The following is a 22,983-nucleotide window of genomic DNA, read 5'->3' as shown; positions in this document are numbered from 1 at the left end:
GCCGGACATCCGCCGCAAAAACCGCTGTCCTACATCATTCGGCTGTGCCAGCCTTCGTATCGGCTCTTTCGACATGTAGATAAAAGCGGTCACACCCCGGTTTATGGATGCGGGCGGGAGCCGGCGCGGCATGTTCGCCGAACGCGACCCATCGGCGGCCGCACAAGGCTGAACTTTGCTGAACTTTGAAACGGCGAAGCGGACCCAGCCCGCGATCGCCAAAGACGGCGATGGCAACCGGCCACCCCAAAACCGCCATCCGCCCGAACGGCATACTCCCCAAAAAGAAAACCGGCGCGGATCGCTCCGCGCCGGTCTTCACTACCAGACTGTCGAGGGAAAGCCGGCGCGTCAGGCGACGCGGCGCACCTCATTGCCTTCGTCGTCGATGTCGCGCAGCACATAGCCGCGACCCCAGACCGTCTCGATGTAATTTTCGCCGCCGCACGCGAGCGCCAGCTTCTTCCTGAGCTTGCAGATGAAGACGTCGATGATCTTCAGCTCGGGCTCGTCCATCCCGCCATAGAGATGGTTCAGGAACATTTCCTTGGTCAGCGTCGTGCCCTTGCGCAGGCTCAAAAGCTCGAGCATCTGATATTCCTTGCCGGTCAGATGCACGCGCACGCTGTCGACCTCGACCGTCTTGGTGTCGAGATTGACCGCGAGCTTGCCCGTCTTGATGACGCTCTGGCTGTGCCCCTTCGAGCGGCGCACGACCGCATGGATGCGCGCAATCAGTTCGTCGCGGTGGAAGGGCTTGGTGACATAATCGTCGGCGCCGAAGCCGAACGAGCGCACCTTCGAATCCATTTCCGAAATGCCCGACAGGATCAGCACCGGCGTCTGCACCTTTGCGGTGCGCAGCTTCTTGAGCACGTCATAGCCGTGCATGTCGGGCAGGTTCAGGTCGAGCAGGATGATGTCGTAATCATAGAGCTTGCCCAGATCGAGGCCTTCCTCGCCCAGATCGGTCGTGTAGACGTTGAAGCCCTCGGTGGTGAGCATCGTGTCGATCGCTTTCGCGGTCGTCGGCTCGTCCTCGATCAGCAATACGCGCATTGGCCGCCCCTATTTTGTTTCGCCCGATGACCCCGCGACCCGTCCGCACGATCATTCCGCGATATGCCGACGCGCCCCCGTTTCGGGACTGCCGGAATATTAACCATGAAAGCAATGAAGGGGAAAGGTTAATTTTGATTTAATCGCCTGATTCCGGCGAGTCGCGGCCCGCGCAGCTGCGTTTCAGCGTCTCGACGAGGTGATCGGCGAGCGCCCTGACCCGCGCCGGACGGAGCCGCGATGGCGGCGACAGGAGGTGCAGAAAGGCCTGCGGCAGCGACCAGTCGGAGAGGATAGGCACCAGCGCGCCCGACGCGAGTTCGGCCTCCGCAATGAAGTCGGGCAGGACCGCGATGCCGCCGCCCGCGACGAGCAGCGGGATCATCACATCGCCATTGTTGGTGAACAGCGGCCCCGCCGGAACGACCGTCGCTTCCTCGCCCTTGCGTTCGAACCGCAGCGGGCGTGCGCGTTCGCGGTGGCCATAGCCGATCAGCCGGTGCGCCGCGAGGTCGAGCGGATGGCGCGGCGTGCCGTGGCGCTCGAGATAGGCCGGGCTCGCGATCACCGACGCCGCGACCGGCGCGATCGTCCGTGCGAGCAGGCTCGAATCGTCGAGCGGCGCGATACGCAGCGCGAGGTCGATCCCCTCGGCGACCAGATCGTGCCGCGCGTCGCTCAGCGTCAATTCGACCTCGACCGCGGGATGCTGCGCCATGAAGGCGGCGAGCGGCGCGCCGAGCACCTTGATCCCGAAGCTCATCGGCGCCGCGAGCCGGATCGGCCCGGCAAGGTCGTTCCGGTCGCCGCGCGCCGCCTCGGTCGCCGCGGTCGCCGCCGCGACCATCGCGCGTGCATCGCCGAGCAGCCGCTCGCCCGCGGTCGATACGGTGACGGTGCGCGACGTGCGGTGGAGCAAGGTGACCCCCAGCGACGCTTCGAGCCGCGTCACGGCTTTCGACACGCTCGCCTTCGACAGCCCGAGCGAGCGCGCCGCGGCGGTAAAGCTGCCGCTCTCCGCCACCGCAACGAAACAGGCCCAGCCTTCATAATCGGGTAGCGCCATCCTTGTTACTCCTTCGTCATTGCGACCCCGGCGAAAGCCGGGGGAAGCAATCCAGGGCGGTTTACGCGCGCTCTGGATTGCCGCATCGCCTTCGGCTCCTCGCAATGACGAGCATAATGGAAACGATCAGTTTCTATCTACGCTATTTTCGAAACGACCCCAATCGCTATCTTGGCTGCAACGAGAGAGCGCCGCCGGCAAGATCGCCAAAGGCGGCGCGTGCGAAAGGCTATCCGATGATCGACATCCGCAAATTCGATACGCTGGGTCATGCCAACCACGGCTGGCTCGACGCCCGCCACCATTTTTCCTTCGCAAACTATCACGACCCGGACCGCATGGGCTGGGGGGCGCTGCGCGTCTGGAACGACGACGCGATCGCCGCACAGTCGGGCTTTCCGCCGCACCCGCACCGCGACATGGAGATCATCACCTATGTCCGCACCGGCGCGATCAGCCATCGCGACTCGATGGGCAACGCCGGTCGCACCGCCGCGGGCGACGTTCAGGTGATGAGCGCCGGCACCGGCGTCACCCACAGCGAGTTCAACCTCGAGGACGAGGAAACGACGCTGTTCCAGATCTGGATCATCCCCGACCGTGCGGGCGGCAATCCCGGCTGGGGCGCACGCCAGTTCCCGAAGGCCGATCGTTCGGGGCGCTTTGTGACCCTGGCGAGCGGTATCGAAGGCGATGATGCCCTGCCGATCCGCGCCGACGCCCGCGTCGCCGCAGCGACGGTGAATGCAGGCGACCGCGTCGCCTATGACCTCCGCGCCGGCCGCCACGCCTATCTGGTCGCCGCCAAGGGCCGCATCCGCGTCAACGGCGAAGACGCCGACCCGCGCGACGGCATCGCGATCCGTGACGTCGAACGGATCGAGGTCGAAGCGCTCGACGACGCCGAACTCGTGCTCGTCGACAGCCTGTGACGAGCCCCGGGCCGCCGCCAAATCCCCCTCCCTTGCGGCGGCGGCCCACCCCCTTCCCCTCCCGACTGAAAGGAAATTCAACATGGCAAAGGTTCTGGTGCTCTATTATTCGAGCTATGGTCATATCGAGCAGATGGCCGACGCCGTCGCCGAAGGCGCGCGCGCCGCGGGTGCCGAAGTCGATATTCGCCGTGTCGCCGAAACCGCCCCCGAGGCGGTGGTGAAGGCGGCGGGTTTCAAGACCGACACCGCACATACGCTGCTCAGCGACCCCAAGGAGCTGACGAACTATGACGCGATCGTCGTCGGCTCGCCGACGCGCTTCGGCCGGATGGCCAGCCAGATGGCGAGCTTCTGGGATACCGCCGGCGGCGTCTGGGCGCAGGGGCTGCTCACGGGCAAGGTTGGTGCAGCCTTCACCTCGACCGCCTCGCAGCATGGCGGGCAGGAAGCGACGCTGTTCAGCATCCTCACCAACCTGCTCCACTTCGGCATGACGATCGTCGGGCTCGACTATGGCTATGCCGGCCAGATGGGCGTCGACGAGGTCAAGGGCGGCGCCCCCTATGGCGCAACGACGCTCGCCGACGGCGATGGATCGCGCCAGCCGAGCGAAGCCGACCTGGGCGGCGCGCGCTACCTTGGCGAACGCGTCGCGAAGACCGCGGCGAAGCTTTCGGCGTAGTTCCGGAACGGACCGCGTGACGTCCGCTGACGGGCGATTGCGGCCGTAGGGACAAGGGAGCCCCTCCCCTTAAGGGGAGGGGCAACGAAGACTTGGCAGTCCTGAGCTTGTCGAAGGGCTGCCTAGTCGCAGTGGGGTGGGGCCTATCGACCTCGCGCAAGGTTTCGAGGCCCCACCCCAACCCAGCCGTTCAGGCAAGAACCGAACGCTTGGGTATCAACCCTGACGAGGGTTCTGGCCCCGGGATCCATACTCAATCGGGGCGCCGTCGAGACGCCCAGTAATCGAAGGCCAACTGCTGCTGTTCGGCGATAAAGCGTGCCGCCGCCGCGCCCTCCCACGGGCCGTCATAGCCGAGGAGCAGCGCCGTGCCGCCGACCCACCAGCCCTGACCGGGCAAGCGGTCGCTCTCGCGCACGACCAGCACCGCCAGATCGGGCTCGTCGTCAAGCGCGCAGAGCCGGTCTACCTCGCCCAGCGTCTTGCACAGCGCCCGCATCTTGGGACGCGTGAAGCGAAATCCGAGGTCGCCGAGCAGTTCCGAATAGCTGACGCTGCGTCCCTCGCGTGCCGCATTGGTCAGGATCGCGCGGATGCGCGGCGCATCGCCGAGCGCGCGCGCGTCCGCCGCAACCGGCGCATCGCCTAGGCCTTGATCGCGCGCGGCTTTGGCAGCCATGGGACGAACCCCGAGGTGCGTTCGACATAATCGGCATAGCCGGGACGCGTCTTGTGCAGCCCCTTTTCGAGCAACGCCTTGCCCGACCAGCGCGTCAGGGTGAAGGTCAGGAAGACGGGACCGATCAGGCTGGCGAGCGCGGCCCACAGCCCGGCGTCGGCGGCGATCAGCCATAGCCCCCACCAGGTCAGCGCATCGCCGAAATAATTGGGATGGCGGGTGTAGCGCCACAGGCCGGCGTCGAGCACCTTGCCCCTGTTCGCCGGATTGCGCCGGAAGGCGGCGAGCTGTGCATCGCCGACGCTTTCGAAGACGATGCCGGCGATCGCGGCAAGCGCCCCGATTTTCGCGAGTGCCCCGATCGGGCCGGCGATCGCGGTGGCGCTGGCATAAAGGCCGATTTGCGCGGGCAGGCAGGTGACGAACAGCAGCGGCGCCTGAACCAGAAACACCGCAACGAGCGCCGCGGTGTCCCAGCTCCAGCCACGCGATTCCATCGCGCCGGCCAATATCCTGCGATAGCGCAAATCTTCGCCCTGCGCGCGCCAGCGCAAAAGCAGGTGGGTCGCAAGACGCAGCCCCCAGAGGGTGACGAGCAACAGCAATATCTGCGTGCGCTGCCCCTCGATTCCGGCTTGCAAGACCGTGCCCCAGGCGAGCAGGACCATCCCGAAAGGCCAGAAGGCGTCGACGAACGACACGTCGCGAATCTCGCGCGCGCCGAGCCACAACCCGACGATCACGATCGACAGGCAGACGAAGTTGACCGCCAGGACCTGCCAGACGCCGATCATGTCATCGCTCCTTCCGCATCGCCCACTATATCCGAAATCGAGCGGACAGCACGATCGGGATATTTTGGCGTGCAATCGCGATAGACGGCAAGTATCTTTTCCATGTCGGCGCGAAAATCACCGGTCGGCCAGATCAGCGGACCGAGACCGCCGGCTTTCCGGCCATAATCCATCAGTCCGACCACCATCGGCACCTTCGCCGCGACCGCGATGTGGTAAAAGCCGGTGCGCCATTTCTTCGTCTTGCCGCGCGTCCCCTCGGGCGCGATGGTCAGCATGAATTCGTCGCGCCGCGCGAATTCGGCGACCATCTGCCGGACATGGTCGAGCCCGCCGCGCCGGTCGACGGGAATGCCGCCCATCTGCCGCATGAAGCCGCCGATCGGCCAGCGGAACAGCGAATGCTTGCCCATGAAATGCGCGCGAATGCCGAGGTCGGCGGTGAGGCCCAGATAATAGAGGAAATCCCAGTTGCTCGTGTGCGGCGCGGCGATGATGACGAAGCGTCGCGGCGCGGGCACCTCGCCCACCGCGGTCCAGCCCCGGCGGCGATAGAAGCCCAGCATCGCGGCGCGCACCAGCCGGGCGAGCCGGCCCGGCGGTTGGTCTTCGATCGTCGTCACCTGCTCTCCTCTCCCGCGCCGGGCTTGCGCGAAACGCGAATGGTGCGCAAGCGAAAGCGATAGCGCTTGCGGCGTATCGGCCGTTCTGCTTCCTTAGGCACCTAAGGGAGATCGACGAAGATGAAGACATTGACCGCGCTGCTGACCTCGACCTTGCTGCTGGCAACCCCGGCGATCGCAGCACAGGCGTCGCCGCGCCCCGACCAGCTCGCCTTTCGCGACCTCTATCGCGAGCTGGTCGAGACCAACACGACGCTGTCGTCGGGCAGCTGCACCCTCGCCGCCGAGCGCATGGCGGCGCGGCTGCGGACGGCCGGCTTCACGGAAGATCAACTCACGCTGTTCGCGGCGCCCGACCATCCGAAGGAGGGCGGCCTCGTCGCCGTCTATCCGGGCAGCGACCCGGCGGCGAAGCCGATCCTGCTGATCGCGCACATCGACGTCGTCGAGGCGAAGCGCGAGGACTGGCAGCGCGATCCGTTCAGGATGGTCGAGGAAAACGGCTATTTCTATGGCCGCGGGACGGGTGACGACAAGGCGCAGGCGGCGGTGTGGATCGACACGCTGATCCGCTTCAAGCAGGAAGCCTATCAGCCGAAGCGCGCGGTGAAGGTCGCGCTGACCTGCGGCGAGGAGACCAACGGCGCGTTCAACGGCGCCGAGTGGCTCGCCGCCAACAGGCGCGAGCTGATCGACGCCGAATTCGCGCTCAACGAGGGCGGCGGCGGCGACAGCGACGGCAAGGGGAAGGTGCTCGGCCAGACGGTGCAGATCGGCGAAAAGACCTTCGCCAACTTCCGCCTCGAAACGCGCAACCCCGGCGGGCACAGCTCGGTCCCGGTCCCCGACAATGCGATCTATCAGCTCGCCCACGCGCTGACGCGGATCGAGGCCCATGAATTTCCGCTCGAAATGACCGACACGACGCGCCGCTTCTTTGCCGAGGCGGGCGCGGTGCGCGGCGACGCGATCGGCGACGCGATGGCGGCGCTGGCGCGCGACCCGGACGACAAGGAGGCCGAAGCGCTCGTCAACAGCGACCGCTTCCTCCATTCGAACCTGCGCACCACCTGCGTCGCGACCCTGCTCGACGGCGGCCACGCGGCGAACGCGCTGCCCCAGCGCGCGGGCGCGAACATCAATTGCCGCATCTTCCCCGGCCATCCGATCGAGGAGATCAAGGCCGAGCTCGAACGGATCATCGACGATCCGGGCGTCACCGTGACGCAATTGCCGCCGAAGCGCCCGGCGCCGCCCGCGCCGCCGCTCGACGCCAGGGTGATCGGCCCGATGCAAACGCTCGTCGACAAATATTGGCCCGGGTTGAAAGTCATACCCTCGATGGCGAACGGCTATACCGACGCGACCTTCCTCGGCGCCGTCGGCATCCCGGCCTATGGCGTTCCGGGCATGTGGGGCGACCCCGACGGCAACGGCGTCCACGGCCTCGACGAACGGATGGAGGTGCGCTCGGTCTATGTCGGGCGCGACTATCTCTACGACCTAATCAAAGCCTATGCCGACAATCCCTGACGGCGGGCGCAACAGTCCCTTTGCCATGTGACCCGCGCCTTGCTATCCGCCGCGAACAATGGCGACCAACGACGACGACTTTCCTTCTCCGCAGCCCGGCGACAGCATAGACACTCCCTTCGACAGCGCGCTGTCGGAGCGCTATCTCGTCTATGCGCTGTCGACGATCACCGCGCGCTCGCTGCCCGACCTGCGCGACGGGTTGAAGCCGGTCCATCGCCGCCTGCTGTGGGCGATGCGCGCGATGCGGCTCGACCCGAGCCAGGGCTACAAGAAGTCGGCGCGCGTCGTCGGCGACGTGATCGGCAAGTTCCACCCGCACGGCGACACCGCCGTCTATGACGCGATGGTCCGCCTCGCGCAGGACTTCTCGCTGCGCTATCCGCTCGTCGATGGCCAGGGCAATTTCGGCAATATCGACGGCGATAACGCCGCCGCCTACCGCTATACCGAAGCGCGGCTGACGCGCGTCGCGATCGACCTGATGCAGGGGCTCGACGAGGGCACCGTCGATTTCAAGCCCACCTATAACGGCGAGGACGAAGAGCCAGAGATCATGCCGGGGCTGTTCCCGAACCTGCTCGCCAACGGCGCGAGCGGGATCGCGGTCGGCATGGCGACGAACATCCCGCCGCACAATGCCGCCGAAGTCATCGACGCCGCGCTGGTCCTGATCGACAATCCCCGCGCCGAGCTCGCGCAATTGCTCGAGCATGTGAAGGGCCCCGATTTTCCGACCGGCGGCATCATCGTCGACAGCGCCGAGGCGATCGCGCAGGCCTATGAAACCGGCCGCGGCGGTTTCCGCGTCCGCGCGCGCTTCTCGACCGGCAAGGATGCGGACGGCGTCTGGGAATCGAGCGGTGTCGAGAAGCTTGCGGGCGGCACCTGGCAGCTCGTGATCAGCGAAATTCCCTATGGCGTCGCCAAGGGCAAGCTGATCGAACAGGTCGCGCAGCTGATCGCCGACAAGAAATTGCCGATCCTCGAGGATGTCCGCGACGAAAGCGCCGACGACATCCGCATCGTGCTGGTGCCCAAGAGCCGCAACGTCGATCCCGAAATATTGAAGGAAAGCCTGTTCCGGCTGACCGAGCTCGAAACGCGCTTCGCGCTCAACCTCAACGTCCTCGACGCGACGCGCACGCCCAAGGTGATGGGGCTGCACCAGCTGCTCAGCGAATGGCTGCAGCATCAGATCGTCGTCCTCGTCCGCCGCGCCGAGCACCGCATCGGCAAGATCGACGACCGGCTGGAGCTGGTCGGCGGCTATCTGATCGCCTTCCTCAACCTTGACCGGGTGATCGAGATCATCCGCACCGAGGACGAACCGAAGGCGGTGATGATCGCCGAGTTCGAATTGACCGACCGCCAGGCCGAGGCGATCCTCAACATGCGCCTGCGCTCCCTGCGCAAGCTCGAGGAAATGGAGCTGAAACGCGAGCAGACCGACTTGATCGCCGAGCGAGAGGACTTGGCGAAGCTCGTCGCGAGCAAGGACCGCCAGAAGACGCGGCTGCGCAAGGATCTGGAAAAGTTGAAGGCCGTCTATGGCCCCGACACCGCGCTCGGTGCGCGGCGGACGACGCTCGCCGAGGCCGCGCCGGCGCGCGATATTCCGCTGGACGCGATGATCGAGAAAGAGCCGGTGACGGTGATCCTCTCGAAACGCGGCTGGATACGCGCCCAGCGCGGCCATGTCGCTGCTGACCAGTGGGGCGAGTTCAAGTTCAAGGAGGGCGACGACCTCGCCTTCGCCGCCCATGCGCAAACCACCGACAAGCTGCTCGTCGCGGCGAGCGACGGGCGCTTCTATACCGTCGGCGCCGACAAGCTGCCCGGCGGGCGCGGCTTCGGCGAGCCGCTGCGGCTGATGGTCGACATCGACCCCGACGCCCGCATCGTCGCGCTGATTCCGGCGCAGGCCGACGGGCGGCTGCTGCTCGCCGCGACGAGCGGGCACGGCTTCCTCGTCCAGATGGGCGACATCATCGCCGAGACGCGCAAGGGCCGGGGTGTCGTCAACCTGAAACCCAAGGCGCAGCTTGCGGTGGCACGCCCGGTCGGCGCGGGCGACGACAGCGTCGCGGTGGTCGGCGAAAACCGCAAGCTCGTCGTCTTCCCGCTCGCCGAAGTGCCGGCGATGGCGCGCGGCCAGGGCGTGATGCTGCAACGCTATCGCGACGGCGGCCTCTCCGACGCCACGACCTTCGCCTTCGCCGACGGGCTCAGCTGGACGATGGGCGGCGACAGCGGCCGCACGCGGACCGAGACCGACCTCGCTCCCTGGCGCGTCGCGCGCGGTGCCGCGGGGCGGATGCCGCCAACGGGATTCCCCCGGAACAATCGTTTCAACTGATGGCAATTTCCTGTTGCCGTAAATAGCTTCTTTACCCCCGGTGTCCTAGCCATGGGCCAATGGGGAAAGGTCGCTTGAAACCCTCTATCATGCCTATTGATCGAACCGGCGAAGACCGGCCACTGCTTTTCGTCGGCTGGATCGACGCCCTTCCGGTGCCCGCGGCGCTCATCCGGCCGCTCGCGCGCGGCAATTTCAGCCTTCACGCGAGCAACGCAGCCTTCGACCGGCTCGACCTCATCCCCGCGGGCGTCAAGGCACCGCTCGAACTGCGCCGCGCGATCGAGCGCGCCGCGCAGCACCCCGACGATACGCAGGAATTTTCGTGCCGGCTCGGCGACGGCCCGGCGGCGCGCGACCTGCGCGGGTCGATCGGCCCGCTCTCGGGCGAATATGGCGACGAATCGCTCTTCCTGCTGACGCTGATCGACCGTACGCAAGAGATGATGACCGAGCGCAACCTGCGCCGCGAACTCGTGTCGGACAGCCTGACAGGCCTTCCCAACCGCGCCGGTTTCGAAGAGCTGGTCGAACAGCGCGCGCGCGGCGACGAGCCCGCCGACCATGCGATCCTGCTGCTCGACCTCGCGCGCTTCAGCCGCATCAACGAACATATCGGGCCGCTCGCCGGCGACGAGCTCATCATCACCGTCGCCCGCCGCCTGAAATCGAGCCTGCGCAGCGGCGACATTTTGGCGCGCAGCAGCGGCGACGAATTCGCCATTTCGACGCGCGTTACCGGCGGACGCGCCGACGTGCGCGAAATGGCGCGCCGCATTCGCGGCTGCTTCGACCACCCTTTCCGCATCGGCGACCTGAAGGTCAGCGTCGATTGCGCGCTCGGCTGCGCGATCCAGCCGGTGAACGAGGGCGAGACCGCCAACCAGATCCGCCACGCGCAGATCGCGCTCAAGCGCGCCAAGCAGACCGACCGCATCGAAATCTACGAACCCGAAGCCGCGATGCTGTCGGACAATCGCTTCGGCCTTGAAACCGCGCTGCGCAGCGCGATCGAGGAGGACCGGCTCACCCTTGCCTTCCAGCCGCTGATCGAGCTGTCGACCGGCAAGGTCGCGGGTTTCGAGGCGCTCGCGCGCTGGGACAATGGCGAAGGCCAGGCGATTTCGCCGACCGAATTCATCCCCGTCGCCGAAGATTCGGGTCTGATCGTCCCGCTCGGCCAGTGGGTGATCGGCAAGGCGGCCGAGGTGATCGCCGATTGGGACCGGATCAACGGCGGCACGCCGGTCGATTGCTATTTCTCGCTCAACGTCTCGACGATCCAGCTCGTGCGCGACGATGTCGCCGCGGTGGTTCGCGAGGCGCTTCAGCGCAACCGGATCGGCGGCGAACGGCTGATGATCGAACTCACCGAAAGCGCGATCATCGGCGATCCCGACCTCGCGCTGTCGGTGCTCAGCGAATTGAAGGCGCTCGATGCCCGCGTCGCGATGGACGATTTCGGCACCGGCTATTCGAACCTCGCCTATTTGCAGCGGCTGCCGATCGACGTGCTCAAGATCGACCGCAGCTTCGTCGACCATATGGTCGAAGACCGCGACAAGGCGGCAATCGTCCGCACAATCCAGAGCCTTGCCGAAGTGATGGGGATGAAGACCACCGCCGAAGGCGTCGAAACCACCGACCAGGCGCGGCTGCTCTCGGCGCTCGGCTGCGATTTCGGGCAGGGCTATCTGTTCGCGCACCCGATGGGCTGCGAGGCGGCGTTCGATTACTGGCGTCAGTCGCTGGTGCGCCCGATCATCTGATCGAGCAACGCGCGGACGCGCGCTGCGTCCGGAAAATCCTCCGCGACCCATGCGGCCTCGACCGCGCGCAGCAGCCGTGCGATCTCCGGCCCCGCGCTCACCCCGCGCGCGATGATGTCGCCGCCCTTGAGCGGCAACACCGGCACGTCCCAGCCATCGAGACTCGCCACCGTGGCAGGGCCGTCCCCCGCGAGCAGGTGAATATCGCGCGCCGCATCGGTGCCGACGCCATAGGCGAGCTGGCGCACCGGCCGCGCGACGTCGCCGCGATGCGCGGCGAGCGCGGCGAGATGCTTGCGCTGCCGCGTCGAGAGGCGAAGGCGGCTCGCGACCTGCTCGGCGATCGCGGCATCGGCGGGCAGCAGCGCCGCCAGCCGGCGCAGCGGCGCGGGCGCGGTCCCGGCCGCCGCTTCGGCCGCGATCAGCCGGTCGAGGTGCGCCGCGAAACCGGCATCGACCTCGGGAACGATCTCGGCGAAAATGCCGTCGCACGCCATCTGATCGACGATGGCGCGCGGATCGGGCAGCGCCAGGATTTTGAGCAACTCGTCGGCCACGCGTTCGCGCGACAGGCTGCGCAGCGAATGGCGCGCCGCGACCGCCGCCGCATGGCTTGCCGGGTCGAGCCCGTCCTTCCCGAAGCGCGCCGCAAAGCGATAGAAGCGCAATATGCGCAGATGATCTTCGGCGATCCGCGTCGCGGCATCGCCGATGAAGCGGATGCAGCCCGCGTCAAGGTCGGCGAGCCCGCCGAACCAGTCGTCGACTTCGCCGCTTTCGGGGTCGGCGTAGAGCGCGTTGATCGTGAAGTCGCGCCGCGCCGCATCCTCGCGCCATTCGCTCGCAAAGGCGATCGTCGCGCGGCGCCCGTCGGTCGCGACGTCGCGGCGCAAGGTGGTGATCTCGTGATGATCGCCGCTCGCGATCGCGGTCACCGTGCCGTGCGCGATGCCGGTCGGGATGACCTTGATGTCGGCCGCCTCGAGCCGGCGCGTCACCGCATCGGGGTGCAGCGGCGTCGCGAGGTCGATGTCGGTGACGGGCAGGCCGAGCAGCGTGTCGCGCACCGCGCCGCCGACGATCTTCACCGCGCCGCCATCGGCCGACAGCGCACGCACGATGCGCCGCAGCCCCGGCCGGGCGCGCCACTCGGCCTCGGGAAGCCGCGTCGCCCCGGTCACCGGTGCCATCCCGCCGGCATCCGCCGCGCCAGATTGATGATGATCCCCGCCGTCACGCCCCAGATCCGTCGCCCCTGCCAGTGGAGGTCATAATAATGCCGCGCCTGCCCCTGCCAATGCGCCTCTTGCCGCGCGTAATTGGCGGGGTCGAACAGGATGTCGAGCGGCACTTCGAACCATTCCTCCACCTCGTCGGGATTGGGGTCGAGCGGCAGGTCGGGCGGGATCACGCCGAGCACCGGGGTGATATGATAACCGCTGCCCGAGCGATAGGGATCGGTGACCCCCGCAATCTCGACATCGCGGCGGTCGAGCCCGATCTCCTCCTCGGCCTCGCGCAGCGCGGCGTCGACGACGTCGCGGTCGCCGGGGTCGACCTTGCCGCCGGGAAAGGCGACCTGCCCGGCATGGGCGCGCAGCCATTGGGGGCGCTGGGTCAGGATCACGCCGGGGTCGGGGCGGTCGGTGAAGGCGATCAGCACCGCGGCGTCGCGCAGCGTCGGCCTGGCGCCCACCAGATAGGTCTCGTCCTCGCCCATGTGCGGAAGCAGATTGTTCAGCGCATCGCGCAGCTTGGCCGAGAGCATCAGCCGTCCACCAGCACAAAGCGCGCGCCGTTCGACCAGAGGGCCGGCGGATCGCCGCCTTCGGCAAGCGCCATCTCGGCAAGCTCGTAATAGAGGGCACGGCCGATCCGCGCTTGGAGCCCGCACCCGATCGCGCCGCGCACATGCAGCCGCGGGTCGGGATGATCGGGGTCGCCGCCGAAGCGCAGCGGGTGATCGCCGCCGGCCATCACCAGATCGTCGGTGTCGAGCCGGAATACGAGCCTGCGCGCCTTGCCCTCGCCCTCGCTCTTCATCTCTACCGCGCGAAAGGGCATATCCTCGACGGCGATGCGCAGCCTCTCGGCCGGGGTGACGAGCACATGGCTGCCATCGGGCTCGCGGCGGAGGATCGTCGAGAAGAGCCTGACCATCGCGGGGCGGTCGATACGGCCGCCTTCGTGATACCAGCTGCCGTCGGCGCGAATCTCCATCGCGCTGTCGCCGGTGCGCTCGGGGCGCCAGCTTTCGACCGGCGGCAGCTTGCGCGCGCCGAGAAGCGCGACCGTATCGGCCAGCGAAAGCTGCGAAAAATCTGCGAGATGCGGGGGCGTCGAACGGGCCATAGACCCGACATAGGGCCACAGGCGCGGTGCGCAAGGCGGCTGCGGAAAGGATTCACGCGGAGGCGCGGAGGCGCGGAGGCGCGGAGGGACTGGGATGGCCGCAAAGCGGCTTCCCATTTCAATGGCGCGATTGGTCGCGCCGGCACGGGACCAGAGAGCCTATCGGCTCGTCGCTCCTCTCCGCGCCTCCGCGTCTCCGCGTGAACCCATTTTCCTTCGCGTCTTCGCGTGAAACAATCTCACCGCGGCCCGATCATCCCCGCCGATGTCGGCAGTCCATGCCCGTTCACCGCCCGCGCGAGCAGGCGGCGTTTCTCGAACGGTCCCGGCAGATCCCAGGCGGCCGTCGCATCCGCCGTGAAGCCGAAGAAGCGGCCGTAATATTCGGGGTCGCCGATCATCATCAGCGCGCCGTCGGCCCCCGTTTCGGCGGCAGCCAGCATGTGCGCCATCAGCGTGCGCCCGTGCCCGCCGCGTTGCAGGTCGGGGCGCACCGCGACCGGTCCCACCATCACCAGCGGCGTCGCGGTGCCGCCCGCCGCGCGGTGCATCACCGGCCAGCACTGGATCGTGCCAACGAGCGCGCCGCCTTCGCACAGTGCAAAGCTCAGCGCGGGAAGCGCCGCCAGCCCCTCGCGGATGCGATAGGCGGTTCGCGCAAAACGGTCGGCCCCGAAAGCGGCGTCGAGCAATTGCTCGACTGCCTGCGGCTCGATTTCCGACAGTGGAAGTAACTCGACCAACGCGCACCCTTTCGCTAATGCGGCGGCGCTTTAGGGTTCGGGACCGGCATTGCAAAGCCGAATATCGCGCCCGTTCGACAGGATTTTCTTGTGACCGATCAATTGTGGCTCGAGGTGGACGGGCTGACCGTCGATGTTCTGACCGGCATCTATTCCGAAGAAACGCATCTGCCGCAGCCGCTGCGTATCTCGGTGCGCGCGCGGTTGAAGATGGCGGCGCATTATGAACCGACGACGCCGCTCAGCGCCTCGAAAAACTATATGAACCTGAAATTCGCCGCGACCGACGGCATTCCCAAGGACGTCCATTTCGTGCTGATCGAAAGCGTCGCCGACCATATCATCGACACGCTGTTCCTGCAGGACGAAAAGGTCGAGGAGGTCGAGGTGAAGATCGTCAAGCTCGCGATCGCCGAGGAGGGCGAACAGATCGGCATCACGATGCGGCGGTCGCGCAAATGACGCAAAGGCTGGCGCTCGTCACCGGCGGCCTGCACCGCGTCGGCGCCGCGATCGCCGCCCGGCTCGCGCGCGAGGGCTATGCGCTGGCGCTCCACAAGCATAGCCTCGCAGAGCCCGATGCGGTGCTCGTCGAGGCGCTCGCCGAAACCGGCGCCGGGAACCGTCACTTCACCGCCGACCTTTCCGACCCCGCGGCGGTCGATGCGCTGGTGCCGCAGGTCATCGACGCCTTCGGCCGCGCCCCCGACCTGCTCGTCAACAATGCTGCGCTGTTCGCCGAGGGCGAATGGCAGGGCCTGACGCAGCCCGGCCTCGCGGCGATGATGCAGCTCAACCTTCATGCGCCGGTGATGCTGGCGAAGGCGCTCGTCGCGCACGCCGGCGAAGGCCAGCGGCCCGCGATCGTCAATATCGTCGACCAGCGCGTCGCGCATCCGGTGCCCGACCAGATCGCCTACAGCCTGTCGAAATCGGCGCTGTGGCAGGCGACCGCGACGCTCGCGGTCGCCTTCGGCGGCGCCGCGCGGGTCAATGCGGTCGCCCCGGGGCTCACCATCCCGACCGACGATTACAGCGAGGCGCAGGTCGAACGCCTCGCCGCGCTTATGCCCCTGGGCGCGCTGCCGACCCCCGCCCAGATCGCCGACGCGGTCGCCTGGCTCGCGCGCGCCGAGGCGGTGACGGGGCAGACGATCTTCGTCGACGGCGGCGCCCACCTCGCACCGATGGGACGCGATTTCGTCCGGCTGGGGCGCGATTGATCGCCGCCATCGCGTAATGGCCGGAATCGACCGGTTGCTGCCCTATTTATCATCGTCACCCCGGACTTGATCCGGGGTCCATGACTTCGGCGCTGCTGTGGATCCCGGATCAAGTCCGGGATGACGAAAGAGAGCAGGCGAACGTCCGCTCCCCACCCCAACTCGGACATCCGCCGCAAAAAACCGCTGTCCTACATTGTTCGGCTGTGCCAGCCTTCGTCTCGGCTCTTTCGATATGTGGATAAAGGCGGTAACGGCCCGGTTTACGGATGCAGGCGGGAGCCGGCGCATGTTCGCCGAACGCAAGCCAGCGGCGGCCGCGCAAGGCTGAACTTTACTGAACTTTGGAACGACGACGCGGACCACTCCGCGATAACCAAAGACGGCGATGGCAACTGGCCACCCCGAAGCCGCCATTGCGGCGCCGGTTCAGTAAATATGCACCGCCTTGGTGACGAGGTAGCTCTCCAGCCCCTCGGGCCCGCTTTCGCTGCCGAAGCCCGACTCCTTGATCCCGCCGAACGGCGCGTCGGGGGTCGAGATGACGAAGCTGTTCACTCCGACCATCCCGCTTTCGATCCCGTCGACGATGCGGTTGATGCGGCGGCCGTTCTCGGTGAAGGCGAAGGCGGCGAGGCCATAGGGCAGGCGGTTCGCCTGTTCGAGCGCTTCCTCTTCGCTTCCGAAGGGCCGCATCAGCGCCATCGGCCCGAACGGCTCATTGTTCATCGCATCGGCGTCGAGCGGCACGTCGGCGAGCGCGGTCGGCTGAAAGAAATAACCTTCGCCCGTCGCTTCGCCGCCAGCGACGACGCGCGCGCCCTTCGCCTTCGCATCGGCGATCATCGCTTCGAGCGCCGGCGCGCGGCGCTTGTTCGCGAGCGGCCCCATCTGGGTGTCGGCGTCGAGCCCGCTGCCGATCTTCACCTTCGCCGTCCGCTCGGCGAAGCCTTTGACGAAGGCGTCGTAAATCCCCTCCTGCACATAGAAGCGCGTCGGCGAGATGCACACCTGCCCGGCATTGCGGAATTTCTGCCAGACGACGCGATCGAGCGTCGCCTCGAGGTCGCAATCGTCGAAGATCAGCACCGGCGCGTGGCCGCCAAGCTCCATCGTGATCCGTTTCACCCCGTCGGCGGCAAGGCGCATCAGATGCTTGCCCACCGCGGTCGAGCCGGTGAAGCTGACCTTGCGGATGACGGGGCTTGCCAGCAGGTGCCGGCTTATCATGTCGGGCACGCCATAGACGAGCTGCGCGACGCCCGCCGGAATGCCCGCATCGTCGAGGCAGCGCATGATCGCGCTGGTGCAGCCCGGCGTCTCCTCGGGCGCCTTGGCGATCACCACGCAACCCGCGGCGAGCGCCGGGGCGATCTTCTTGACCATCAGATTGACCGGGAAGTTCCACGGGCTGAAACCCGCCGCGGGACCGACCGGCTGCTTGAGCACCATCGTCCGCTGCCCCGCCGGGCGCTGGAGCACGCGGCCCTCGATGCGTTTGCCCTCTTCGGCGAAATAGGCGAGCAGCCCCGCCGCCGAGGCGACTTCGCCGCGCGCTTCGGCGATCGGCTTGCCCTGTTCCAGGGTCAGCAGCGTCGCGATCGGTTCGATCCGCTCGCGGATGATCCCCGCCGCCTTGTGCATCAGCGCGGCGCGCTCGTCGGGCGTTTTCGCGCGCCACAGCGGCCACGCCCTGTCGGCGGCGCCCAGCGCCTCGTCGAGATCGGCGGCGGTCGCCACCGGCAGCTCGGCGATCGGCGCGCCGGTCGCCGGATTATAGACCGGCGCGACATCGCGCCCCTCGCCGCTCCGCCACGCGCCCGCGATGAAGAGTTGCAGGTCGGCGTTATAGTCGGCGGTGGTGGTCATGGCGCACTCCTTCGTATGAAGCCCCTCCTCTTCAGAGGAGGGGTTTGGGGTGGTGGCGAGCTTGGAACAAGCTCGCTCGGGCATCGAGCCCGACCGAGCTTCACCACCCCCGTCCCCCTCCTCCGGAGGGGCTCAACAGGTGGCGACGCCGCCCTATGGTTCGTCCATATAGGCCCGTTCAGCTGTAATTGAAGCTGACGCTGATCCGCTCGCTCCTGGCGGCATTGACCACCACCTCGTGCCGCAGCCAGCTTTCCCACAGAAAGACGCGCCCCGGCGCGGGTTCGGCATAGATGAAGGGATGCAGATGCTCGGGCGCGTCGCCGGTCCGCCCCGGCGCCGCCATCAGCATCGGCAGGCGCGGGTCTTCGAGTTTCAGCGCGCCCGACCCCTTGGGCACGGTGACATAGAAGGTGCCCGACACGACGCTGTGCGGGTGGATATGCCCGCTGTGCGTGCCGCCGGGTTTCAGGACATTGACCCACAGGCTGTCGAGCCGCAGCGGTTTCGCAAGGTCGAAATGGCACGCTTTTGCGAAGCGGCGCACTTCTTTGTCGAGCAGGCGCTTGAGGTCGGCAAAGGCGGGGTCGCGCTGCGGCAGATCGTCGAGGCTCGCATAGCTCGTATAGCCCTTGTAGCCGTGCGCGCGGCTCCACCCGCGCCCCGCGCCATCCTCTTCGGCAAGCAGGCGGCAGCTTTGCTCGAGATCGTAGAGCAGGTCGGGCGAGCCGATGTCGGCCTCGTAAAAATGGGTGGCGAAGAGCGTGCGAACGGGCATGATGCGCGGCAAAGCATAGCGACGGGTTCAGGGCAAGGGAGAGCGCTCGGCAAGACACCCCTTTTCGTCATGCCGGACTTGATCCGGCATCCATTCATCCAGCGCTGGGTCGAATGGACCCCGGATCAAGTCAGGCATGACGAAAGCGAGTTGAGATATTCAAACCAGAACAGAGGACAGGAGAGAATGGGATGGCCGAATTTGAACTGATCGCCGACGGATTGCGCTTCCCCGAGGCGCCGGTCGTCATGGACGACGGCAGCGTGATCGTGGTCGAGATCGCCGAGGGGCGCATCACGCGCTGCTGGCCCGGCGGGAAGAAAGAGGTCATCGCCACCCCCGGCGGCGGTCCCAACGGCCTGGCGATCGGCCCCGACGGCAAGCTTTATTGCTGCAACAACGGCGGCTTCGAATATGTCGAGGCGAACGGCTATCTGGCCCCGCACGGCATCGCGAAGGACTATTCGGGCGGGCGGATCGAGCGCATCGACATCGGGACCGGCGCGGTCGAAACCCTCTACAAATCGGGTGACCATGGCGTGACGCTGCGCGGCCCCAACGACATCATGTTCGACGCGCACGGCGGCTTCTGGTTCACCGACCATGGCAAGGTCGATTATGAAAAGCGCTGCCACGACATCGTCGGCATCTTCTATGCCAAGGCCGACGGCAGCTTCATCGAGGAAGTGATCTTCCCGTCGAACAATCCGAACGGCGTCGGCCTGTCACCCGACGGCAAGTCGCTCTACGCCGCCGAAACCTACACCTGCCGCCTGATGAAGTTCAACATCGTCGCGCCCGGCAAGGTCGACGACGCGGCGGGCCCGGGCGGCCCCGGCATCCCGCTCTATCGTCCCGCGGGCTATAAATTCTTCGACAGCCTCGCGATGGAGGCGAACGGCAATATCTGCGTCGCGACGATCGGCGAATGCGGGATCAGCGTCGTCTCGCCCGCCGGCGAGCTGGTCGAATTCGTCGAAACCGACGACATCTTCACCACCAACATCGCTTTCGGCGGCGCCGACATGCGCGACGCCTATCTAACCCTGTCGGGCAGCGGGCGGCTGGTGAAGACGCGCTGGGCGCGGCCGGGGCTGACGCTGCGATATTGACCGGAGCGAAGGGAGCGCCATGCACAGGGAAAGCCACGCGATCGAACGAGTCGGCTGGCTGCGCGCAGCGATTCTCGGTGCCAACGACGGCATCGTTTCGACCGCGAGCCTGATCGCCGGCGTCGCCGCGGCGGGAACCGCGCCGCAGGCGATCCTGCTCACCGGCACCGCCGGACTCGTCGCCGGGGCGATGTCGATGGCGGCGGGCGAATATGTGTCGGTCAGCTCGCAGGGCGACGCCGAAAAGGCCGACATTGCGCAGGAAAAGCACGAGCTTGCCACCGATCCCGATTTCGAGCTCGAGGAGCTGACGCAAATCTATCAGCAGCGCGGCCTTTCCCGCCCGCTCGCCGAGGAGGTCGCCCGCGAACTCACCGCGCACAATGCGCTCGACAGCCATTTGCGCGACGAACTGGGGCTCAACCATGCGATGCGCGCGCGCCCGGTTCAGGCCGCCGCGGCTTCGGCGGCGAGCTTTTCGGTCGGCGCGGCGCTGCCGCTCGGGGTGGTGCTCCTCGTCTCGGGGCCGTCGCTGCCATGGGCCGTTTCGGGCGCCTCGCTGACCTTCCTCGCGGCGCTCGGAGCGCTCGGCGCGTGGGCGGGCAATGCCCCGGTGGCGCGCGCGGTCGCGCGGGTGAGCTTCTGGGGCGCCTTCGCGATGGCCGCGACGATCGCGATCGGGTCGCTGTTCGACGCCGCGGTCGGCTGATCGGTCAAATCGCTTGATCGACGCCGCCCCCGCAGGCCATGAAGCCGCCATGCCTTATTCGACCGTCCTATTCGACTTCGGCGGAGTCATCACCGCCTCGCCCTTCGAAGCCTTCAACCGGCTCGAGGAGGAACGCGGTCTGCCGCGCGATTTCGTGCGCCGCGTCAACGCCGCCGATCCCGACGGCAATGCGTGGGCGAGGTTCGAGCGCGCCGAAATCGACGCCGCGACCTTCGACCGCGCCTTCGCCGAAGAGGCGCGCGCGCTGGGGCACGCGCTCGAAGGCGAAGCGGTGCTCGCGGTGCTTGCGGGCGCGGTGCGTCCCGCGATGGTCGCGGCGCTCGACACGCTGAAGAGGGAAGGCTTCACGATCGGCTGCATCACCAACAACGTGCCCTCGGGAAAAGGCGCGGGCATGGCGCGCAGCGAGAGCGCGGCGGCCGAGATTGCGGCGATCATGGACCGCTTCGACCATGTCATCGAATCGAGCAAGGTCGGCGTCCGCAAGCCCGACCCGCGCATCTATCAAATGATGTGCGAGACGCTGGACGTCGCCGCGGCCGAATGCGTCTATCTCGACGACCTCGGCATCAACTGCAAGCCGGCGGCGATGCTCGGCATGCACGCGATCAAGGTGACGAGCGGCGAACAGGCGCTCGCCGACCTGTCGGCGGCGCTGGGGACAGTGCTGCCCTAAGGCGCATCGTCTTCGATTGAAAAAGCCGATCCATCTTCCGCCGATTTCTATATGGAACCGTCGTCAGATGGGCTCCCGCGTTGGCGCTACGCGCCGCCTTCGGCTCCGCGGGAGCACACGGGCTTACTCAGCAACGATCACGATTCAATGCGCCACCAGCAACGGCACGCTGCTGTTCGTCAGCAGATATTGGGTGACGCCGCCGAAAATCGTCTCGCGCAGCCGGCTGCGCCCGAAGGCGCCCATCACGATCAGCCCCGCGCCCATGGCGAGCGCTTCCTTTTCGAGCCGCTCCTCGACCGTCTCGACCCCGCGCTCGACGATCTCGAGTTCGGCGTGGACGTCGTGCCGCGACAGATAGCTGAGCGCGTCGGTCGCGGGGAAGCCATCCTCGTCCTTCCCCACCGTCACCAGCGTCACCGCGCGCTCCTTCATCAGCGGGATCGCGGCGCGCAGCGCGTGCGCGGCTTCGGCGCTGCCGTTCCACGCGACCATCACCGGCGCGTCGAAGTCGAACGTCCGGGTCGCGCGCGGCAGCGCAAGCACGGGCGCGGCGGTCGATAGCGCGACATCGCCCGCGAGCAGCGGCGGCGGCCCCGCCTTGGCGCCGGCCGGCGGCAGGCTGACGACGGCGAGGTCGGCAAAGACGGCGGCGGCCGAAAGCGCGCCCGCGATCTCGCCATCGGCGAGCGCGATATCCCATGGCACATCCTCGTCCTTGAGCCGGTCCTCCAACCTGCTTTCGAGCGCGAGGTCGTCGGCCTGCGCCGCCGCGAGCGCCTCAGTGGCGAAATAGGTGCCGCCGAACGGATCGAAGCTGACGAACTGCTGGAGCGGCGTGGCGATCAGCAGGGTCGCATGTCCCTCGAACCGCCGGGCGAGATCGAGCGTCGCCTGCAGTCGCCCTTCGAACGCGGCGTCATTGTCGGCGTGAACCAGTATCGAGCGCATCGTCGGTCTCCTTACCTATGCAGTCCTTTATACACAGAATGCACGGCCCGCGGGACCGGTTCATTGATCGGCGTCAACGGGCGCGACGGCGCCGATGTGCAGCGTCGCCGCCTGGTCGAAGATGCGGGTGAGCACGGGTTCGGTATCGGCGACGCGCATCGCGACGTGAAAGGCGACCGGCGCGAGCGGCGGCAATCCTGCGAGTTCGACCAATGCTCCGCCCGCGATCTCCCCCTGCACCATCGGTTCGGGGAAAATGCCGACGCCGCCGCCCGCCTTCGCGATGTCGATCATCATCCGCGCATTGTTGCACAGGTTGAGCGACTTGGCGGCGATCCGCGAGGCGGCGATCGCGTCGCGCATCCGGCCGTGGATCGGCGAATGGCTGGCGAGCGACCAGACGGGCAGCGCGGCTTCGGTGCCACGCGCGAAGGTAGCCGCGACCGCGGGGCTCGCGAGCCAGAGCAGCGCGACGCTGCCGATCGGGCTGGTGCGGAGCGACGGATGCGCGACCGGCCCCGCGGCAAAGGCGAGGTCGGTCCGCCCGGTGAGCAATTGCTGGATCAGGTTCGCGGTCAAGTCGATCTCGATCTCCAGCCCGACGCCCGGCATTTCGGCCTTCAGCGCCGCGATGAAGGGCGGCAGGCAGCTCGCCGCCGCAATCTCGCCCGCGCCGATCCGCACGACGCCGCTCGCCTCGCCAAAGCCGCCGCTGCCGAGCAAAGCCCGCTCCATCTCGCGCAACAGCGGCGCGCAGTCGCGCACCAGCTTGCGTCCCGCGGGGGTCAGCGCCATGCCGCGCCCGTCGCGGCGGAACAAGGTCGAGCCAAGCCGCTGCTCGAGCTCGCGCATCCGCGCCGATACCGCGGGCTGGGTCGTATTGAGCCGCTCGGCGGCGGCCGAGAAGGTGCCGAGCCGGTCGATCCACAGCAGCGTTTCGAGATGATAGATGGCGATTCGATTGATCGACATTGCTTATGAATAATCGAAAATCACTATGATTAGAATTGATATGTGCGATGCGCCAAAGTCGCGCCCACCAGCAGCAGG

The 22,983-nt window shown here is 67.2% G+C and carries 23 protein-coding genes; 10 read left to right on the top strand and 13 right to left on the bottom strand.

The genetic code is table 11. From position 1 onward, the window contains the following. Positions 1 to 351 precede the first annotated feature (351 nt). Positions 352 to 1,059: a response regulator transcription factor CtrA gene (ctrA, locus tag CHB69_RS07735; protein WP_089215420.1), complete on the bottom strand. Its 708-nt coding sequence runs from the start codon at positions 1,057 to 1,059 to the stop codon at positions 352 to 354. A 139-nt stretch (positions 1,060 to 1,198) separates the two neighbouring features. Beyond that, complete coding sequence (locus CHB69_RS07730) at positions 1,199 to 2,125, bottom strand: LysR family transcriptional regulator (protein WP_089215419.1); 927 nt, start codon at positions 2,123 to 2,125, stop codon at positions 1,199 to 1,201. 236 nt (positions 2,126 to 2,361) lie between these two features. On the opposite strand from CHB69_RS07730, the gene CHB69_RS07725 reads away from it, so the two are divergent. Together CHB69_RS07725 and wrbA are read left to right on the top strand one after the other, a co-directional pair. Continuing rightward, entirely contained in the window at positions 2,362 to 3,057 is a 696-nt protein-coding gene (locus CHB69_RS07725; RefSeq protein WP_089215543.1) for a pirin family protein, read from the top strand. Positions 3,058 to 3,139: 82 nt separating this feature from the next. Continuing rightward, positions 3,140 to 3,742 carry an NAD(P)H:quinone oxidoreductase gene (gene wrbA, locus CHB69_RS07720; RefSeq protein WP_089215418.1) on the top strand — a complete coding sequence of 201 codons (603 nt, stop codon included), beginning with the start codon at positions 3,140 to 3,142 and terminating at the stop codon, positions 3,740 to 3,742. Between the two features lie 253 nt (positions 3,743 to 3,995). On the opposite strand, the gene CHB69_RS07715 is transcribed toward wrbA, so the two are convergent. Genes CHB69_RS07715 through CHB69_RS07705 form a run of 3 tightly spaced genes read right to left on the bottom strand, consistent with a single transcriptional unit; the run spans position 3,996 to position 5,838 of the window. Then, positions 3,996 to 4,421, bottom strand: a complete 426-nt coding sequence (locus CHB69_RS07715) for a ribose-phosphate pyrophosphokinase (protein ID WP_089215417.1) — start codon at positions 4,419 to 4,421, stop codon at positions 3,996 to 3,998. Beyond that, positions 4,388 to 5,215, bottom strand: a complete 828-nt coding sequence (locus CHB69_RS07710; RefSeq protein WP_089215416.1) for a DUF1295 domain-containing protein — start codon at positions 5,213 to 5,215, stop codon at positions 4,388 to 4,390. The genes CHB69_RS07715 and CHB69_RS07710 overlap by 34 nt, the downstream gene beginning before the upstream one ends. Further along, positions 5,212 to 5,838: a lysophospholipid acyltransferase family protein gene (locus CHB69_RS07705; protein ID WP_089215415.1), complete on the bottom strand. Its 627-nt coding sequence runs from the start codon at positions 5,836 to 5,838 to the stop codon at positions 5,212 to 5,214. Before CHB69_RS07705 ends, CHB69_RS07710 begins: the two co-directional genes overlap by 4 nt. Before the next feature lie 120 nt (positions 5,839 to 5,958). Between CHB69_RS07705 and CHB69_RS07700 the strand changes: the two genes are divergently transcribed. From CHB69_RS07700 to CHB69_RS07690, 3 genes are all read left to right on the top strand, one after another. After that, positions 5,959 to 7,371, top strand: coding sequence for a M20/M25/M40 family metallo-hydrolase (locus CHB69_RS07700; protein ID WP_089215414.1), 1,413 nt, complete (start codon positions 5,959 to 5,961; stop codon positions 7,369 to 7,371). Positions 7,372 to 7,429: 58 nt separating this feature from the next. Then, positions 7,430 to 9,730: a DNA topoisomerase IV subunit A gene (gene parC, locus CHB69_RS07695; protein ID WP_089215413.1), complete on the top strand. Its 2,301-nt coding sequence runs from the start codon at positions 7,430 to 7,432 to the stop codon at positions 9,728 to 9,730. A gap of 89 nt (positions 9,731 to 9,819) precedes the next feature. Then, positions 9,820 to 11,499 carry a putative bifunctional diguanylate cyclase/phosphodiesterase gene (locus tag CHB69_RS07690; RefSeq protein ID WP_245836619.1) on the top strand — a complete coding sequence of 560 codons (1,680 nt, stop codon included), beginning with the start codon at positions 9,820 to 9,822 and terminating at the stop codon, positions 11,497 to 11,499. On the opposite strand, the gene CHB69_RS07685 is transcribed toward CHB69_RS07690, so the two are convergent. From CHB69_RS07685 to CHB69_RS07670, 4 genes are all read right to left on the bottom strand, one after another. Further along, positions 11,472 to 12,680 (bottom strand): CCA tRNA nucleotidyltransferase, encoded by a 1,209-nt coding sequence (locus CHB69_RS07685; protein WP_245836617.1) that lies wholly within the window; start codon positions 12,678 to 12,680, stop codon positions 11,472 to 11,474. The genes CHB69_RS07690 and CHB69_RS07685 overlap by 28 nt on opposite strands. Next, positions 12,677 to 13,267, bottom strand: coding sequence for a CoA pyrophosphatase (locus CHB69_RS07680; protein WP_089215410.1), 591 nt, complete (start codon positions 13,265 to 13,267; stop codon positions 12,677 to 12,679). The genes CHB69_RS07685 and CHB69_RS07680 overlap by 4 nt, the downstream gene beginning before the upstream one ends. Further along, the gene (locus tag CHB69_RS07675; protein WP_089215409.1) at positions 13,267 to 13,851 is read right to left on the bottom strand and encodes a DUF1285 domain-containing protein; all 585 of its coding nucleotides are present in this window, start codon (positions 13,849 to 13,851) and stop codon (positions 13,267 to 13,269) included. Before CHB69_RS07675 ends, CHB69_RS07680 begins: the two co-directional genes overlap by 1 nt. A 239-nt stretch (positions 13,852 to 14,090) precedes the next feature. Continuing rightward, positions 14,091 to 14,594 carry a GNAT family N-acetyltransferase gene (locus CHB69_RS07670; RefSeq protein ID WP_089215408.1) on the bottom strand — a complete coding sequence of 168 codons (504 nt, stop codon included), beginning with the start codon at positions 14,592 to 14,594 and terminating at the stop codon, positions 14,091 to 14,093. Positions 14,595 to 14,684: 90 nt separating this feature from the next. Here CHB69_RS07670 and CHB69_RS07665 point away from each other — a divergent pair, with 90 nt between their 5' ends. Then, complete coding sequence (locus CHB69_RS07665; protein ID WP_089215407.1) at positions 14,685 to 15,056, top strand: dihydroneopterin aldolase; 372 nt, start codon at positions 14,685 to 14,687, stop codon at positions 15,054 to 15,056. Next, positions 15,053 to 15,817 carry an SDR family oxidoreductase gene (locus CHB69_RS07660; RefSeq protein ID WP_089215406.1) on the top strand — a complete coding sequence of 255 codons (765 nt, stop codon included), beginning with the start codon at positions 15,053 to 15,055 and terminating at the stop codon, positions 15,815 to 15,817. The genes CHB69_RS07665 and CHB69_RS07660 overlap by 4 nt, the downstream gene beginning before the upstream one ends. Positions 15,818 to 16,246: 429 nt before the next feature. On the opposite strand, the gene CHB69_RS07655 is transcribed toward CHB69_RS07660, so the two are convergent. Next, complete coding sequence (locus CHB69_RS07655) at positions 16,247 to 17,686, bottom strand: NAD-dependent succinate-semialdehyde dehydrogenase (RefSeq protein WP_089215405.1); 1,440 nt, start codon at positions 17,684 to 17,686, stop codon at positions 16,247 to 16,249. 178 nt (positions 17,687 to 17,864) lie between these two features. After that, positions 17,865 to 18,464, bottom strand: a complete 600-nt coding sequence (locus CHB69_RS07650) for a TIGR02466 family protein (RefSeq protein ID WP_089215404.1) — start codon at positions 18,462 to 18,464, stop codon at positions 17,865 to 17,867. 191 nt (positions 18,465 to 18,655) lie between these two features. On the opposite strand from CHB69_RS07650, the gene CHB69_RS07645 reads away from it, so the two are divergent. From CHB69_RS07645 to CHB69_RS07635, 3 genes are read left to right on the top strand one after another with little or no spacing between them, the layout of a single operon-like run. Beyond that, positions 18,656 to 19,576 carry an SMP-30/gluconolactonase/LRE family protein gene (locus CHB69_RS07645; RefSeq protein ID WP_089215403.1) on the top strand — a complete coding sequence of 307 codons (921 nt, stop codon included), beginning with the start codon at positions 18,656 to 18,658 and terminating at the stop codon, positions 19,574 to 19,576. Between the two features lie 19 nt (positions 19,577 to 19,595). Then, positions 19,596 to 20,285, top strand: coding sequence for a VIT1/CCC1 transporter family protein (locus tag CHB69_RS07640; RefSeq protein ID WP_089215402.1), 690 nt, complete (start codon positions 19,596 to 19,598; stop codon positions 20,283 to 20,285). A gap of 49 nt (positions 20,286 to 20,334) precedes the next feature. Then, positions 20,335 to 20,982, top strand: a complete 648-nt coding sequence (locus tag CHB69_RS07635) for an HAD-IA family hydrolase (RefSeq protein WP_089215401.1) — start codon at positions 20,335 to 20,337, stop codon at positions 20,980 to 20,982. Positions 20,983 to 21,126: 144 nt separating this feature from the next. On the opposite strand, the gene CHB69_RS07630 is transcribed toward CHB69_RS07635, so the two are convergent. After that, positions 21,127 to 21,933, bottom strand: coding sequence for a universal stress protein (locus CHB69_RS07630; protein WP_089215400.1), 807 nt, complete (start codon positions 21,931 to 21,933; stop codon positions 21,127 to 21,129). 60 nt (positions 21,934 to 21,993) lie between these two features. After that, on the bottom strand, positions 21,994 to 22,905 hold the full coding sequence (locus CHB69_RS07625) for a LysR family transcriptional regulator (protein WP_089215399.1): 912 nt from the start codon (positions 22,903 to 22,905) through the stop codon (positions 21,994 to 21,996). Positions 22,906 to 22,983: the final 78 nt, after the last annotated feature.

The sequence above is a fragment of the Sphingopyxis indica genome (assembly GCF_900188185.1).
In the GTDB taxonomy this organism is placed as follows: domain Bacteria; phylum Pseudomonadota; class Alphaproteobacteria; order Sphingomonadales; family Sphingomonadaceae; genus Sphingopyxis; species Sphingopyxis indica.
This window is presented reverse-complemented; position numbering and strand designations above follow the sequence as displayed.

Bases quoted from the DNA above. Each gene is read 5' to 3' on its own strand.
- ctrA (WP_089215420.1), bottom strand. From the start codon at position 1,059: ATGCGCGTATTGCTGATCGAGGACGAGCCGACGACCGCGAAAGCGATC.
- CHB69_RS07730 (WP_089215419.1), bottom strand. From the start codon at position 2,125: ATGGCGCTACCCGATTATGAAGGCTGGGCCTGTTTCGTTGCGGTGGCG.
- CHB69_RS07725 (WP_089215543.1), top strand. From the start codon at position 2,362: ATGATCGACATCCGCAAATTCGATACGCTGGGTCATGCCAACCACGGC.
- wrbA (WP_089215418.1), top strand. From the start codon at position 3,140: ATGGCAAAGGTTCTGGTGCTCTATTATTCGAGCTATGGTCATATCGAG.
- CHB69_RS07715 (WP_089215417.1), bottom strand. From the start codon at position 4,421: ATGGCTGCCAAAGCCGCGCGCGATCAAGGCCTAGGCGATGCGCCGGTT.
- CHB69_RS07710 (WP_089215416.1), bottom strand. From the start codon at position 5,215: ATGATCGGCGTCTGGCAGGTCCTGGCGGTCAACTTCGTCTGCCTGTCG.
- CHB69_RS07700 (WP_089215414.1), top strand. From the start codon at position 5,959: ATGAAGACATTGACCGCGCTGCTGACCTCGACCTTGCTGCTGGCAACC.
- parC (WP_089215413.1), top strand. From the start codon at position 7,430: ATGGCGACCAACGACGACGACTTTCCTTCTCCGCAGCCCGGCGACAGC.
- CHB69_RS07690 (WP_245836619.1), top strand. From the start codon at position 9,820: ATGCCTATTGATCGAACCGGCGAAGACCGGCCACTGCTTTTCGTCGGC.
- CHB69_RS07680 (WP_089215410.1), bottom strand. From the start codon at position 13,267: ATGCTCTCGGCCAAGCTGCGCGATGCGCTGAACAATCTGCTTCCGCAC.
- CHB69_RS07675 (WP_089215409.1), bottom strand. From the start codon at position 13,851: ATGGCCCGTTCGACGCCCCCGCATCTCGCAGATTTTTCGCAGCTTTCG.
- CHB69_RS07660 (WP_089215406.1), top strand. From the start codon at position 15,053: ATGACGCAAAGGCTGGCGCTCGTCACCGGCGGCCTGCACCGCGTCGGC.
- CHB69_RS07655 (WP_089215405.1), bottom strand. From the start codon at position 17,686: ATGACCACCACCGCCGACTATAACGCCGACCTGCAACTCTTCATCGCG.
- CHB69_RS07650 (WP_089215404.1), bottom strand. From the start codon at position 18,464: ATGCCCGTTCGCACGCTCTTCGCCACCCATTTTTACGAGGCCGACATC.
- CHB69_RS07645 (WP_089215403.1), top strand. From the start codon at position 18,656: ATGGCCGAATTTGAACTGATCGCCGACGGATTGCGCTTCCCCGAGGCG.
- CHB69_RS07640 (WP_089215402.1), top strand. From the start codon at position 19,596: ATGCACAGGGAAAGCCACGCGATCGAACGAGTCGGCTGGCTGCGCGCA.
- CHB69_RS07635 (WP_089215401.1), top strand. From the start codon at position 20,335: ATGCCTTATTCGACCGTCCTATTCGACTTCGGCGGAGTCATCACCGCC.
- CHB69_RS07630 (WP_089215400.1), bottom strand. From the start codon at position 21,933: ATGCGCTCGATACTGGTTCACGCCGACAATGACGCCGCGTTCGAAGGG.
- CHB69_RS07625 (WP_089215399.1), bottom strand. From the start codon at position 22,905: ATGTCGATCAATCGAATCGCCATCTATCATCTCGAAACGCTGCTGTGG.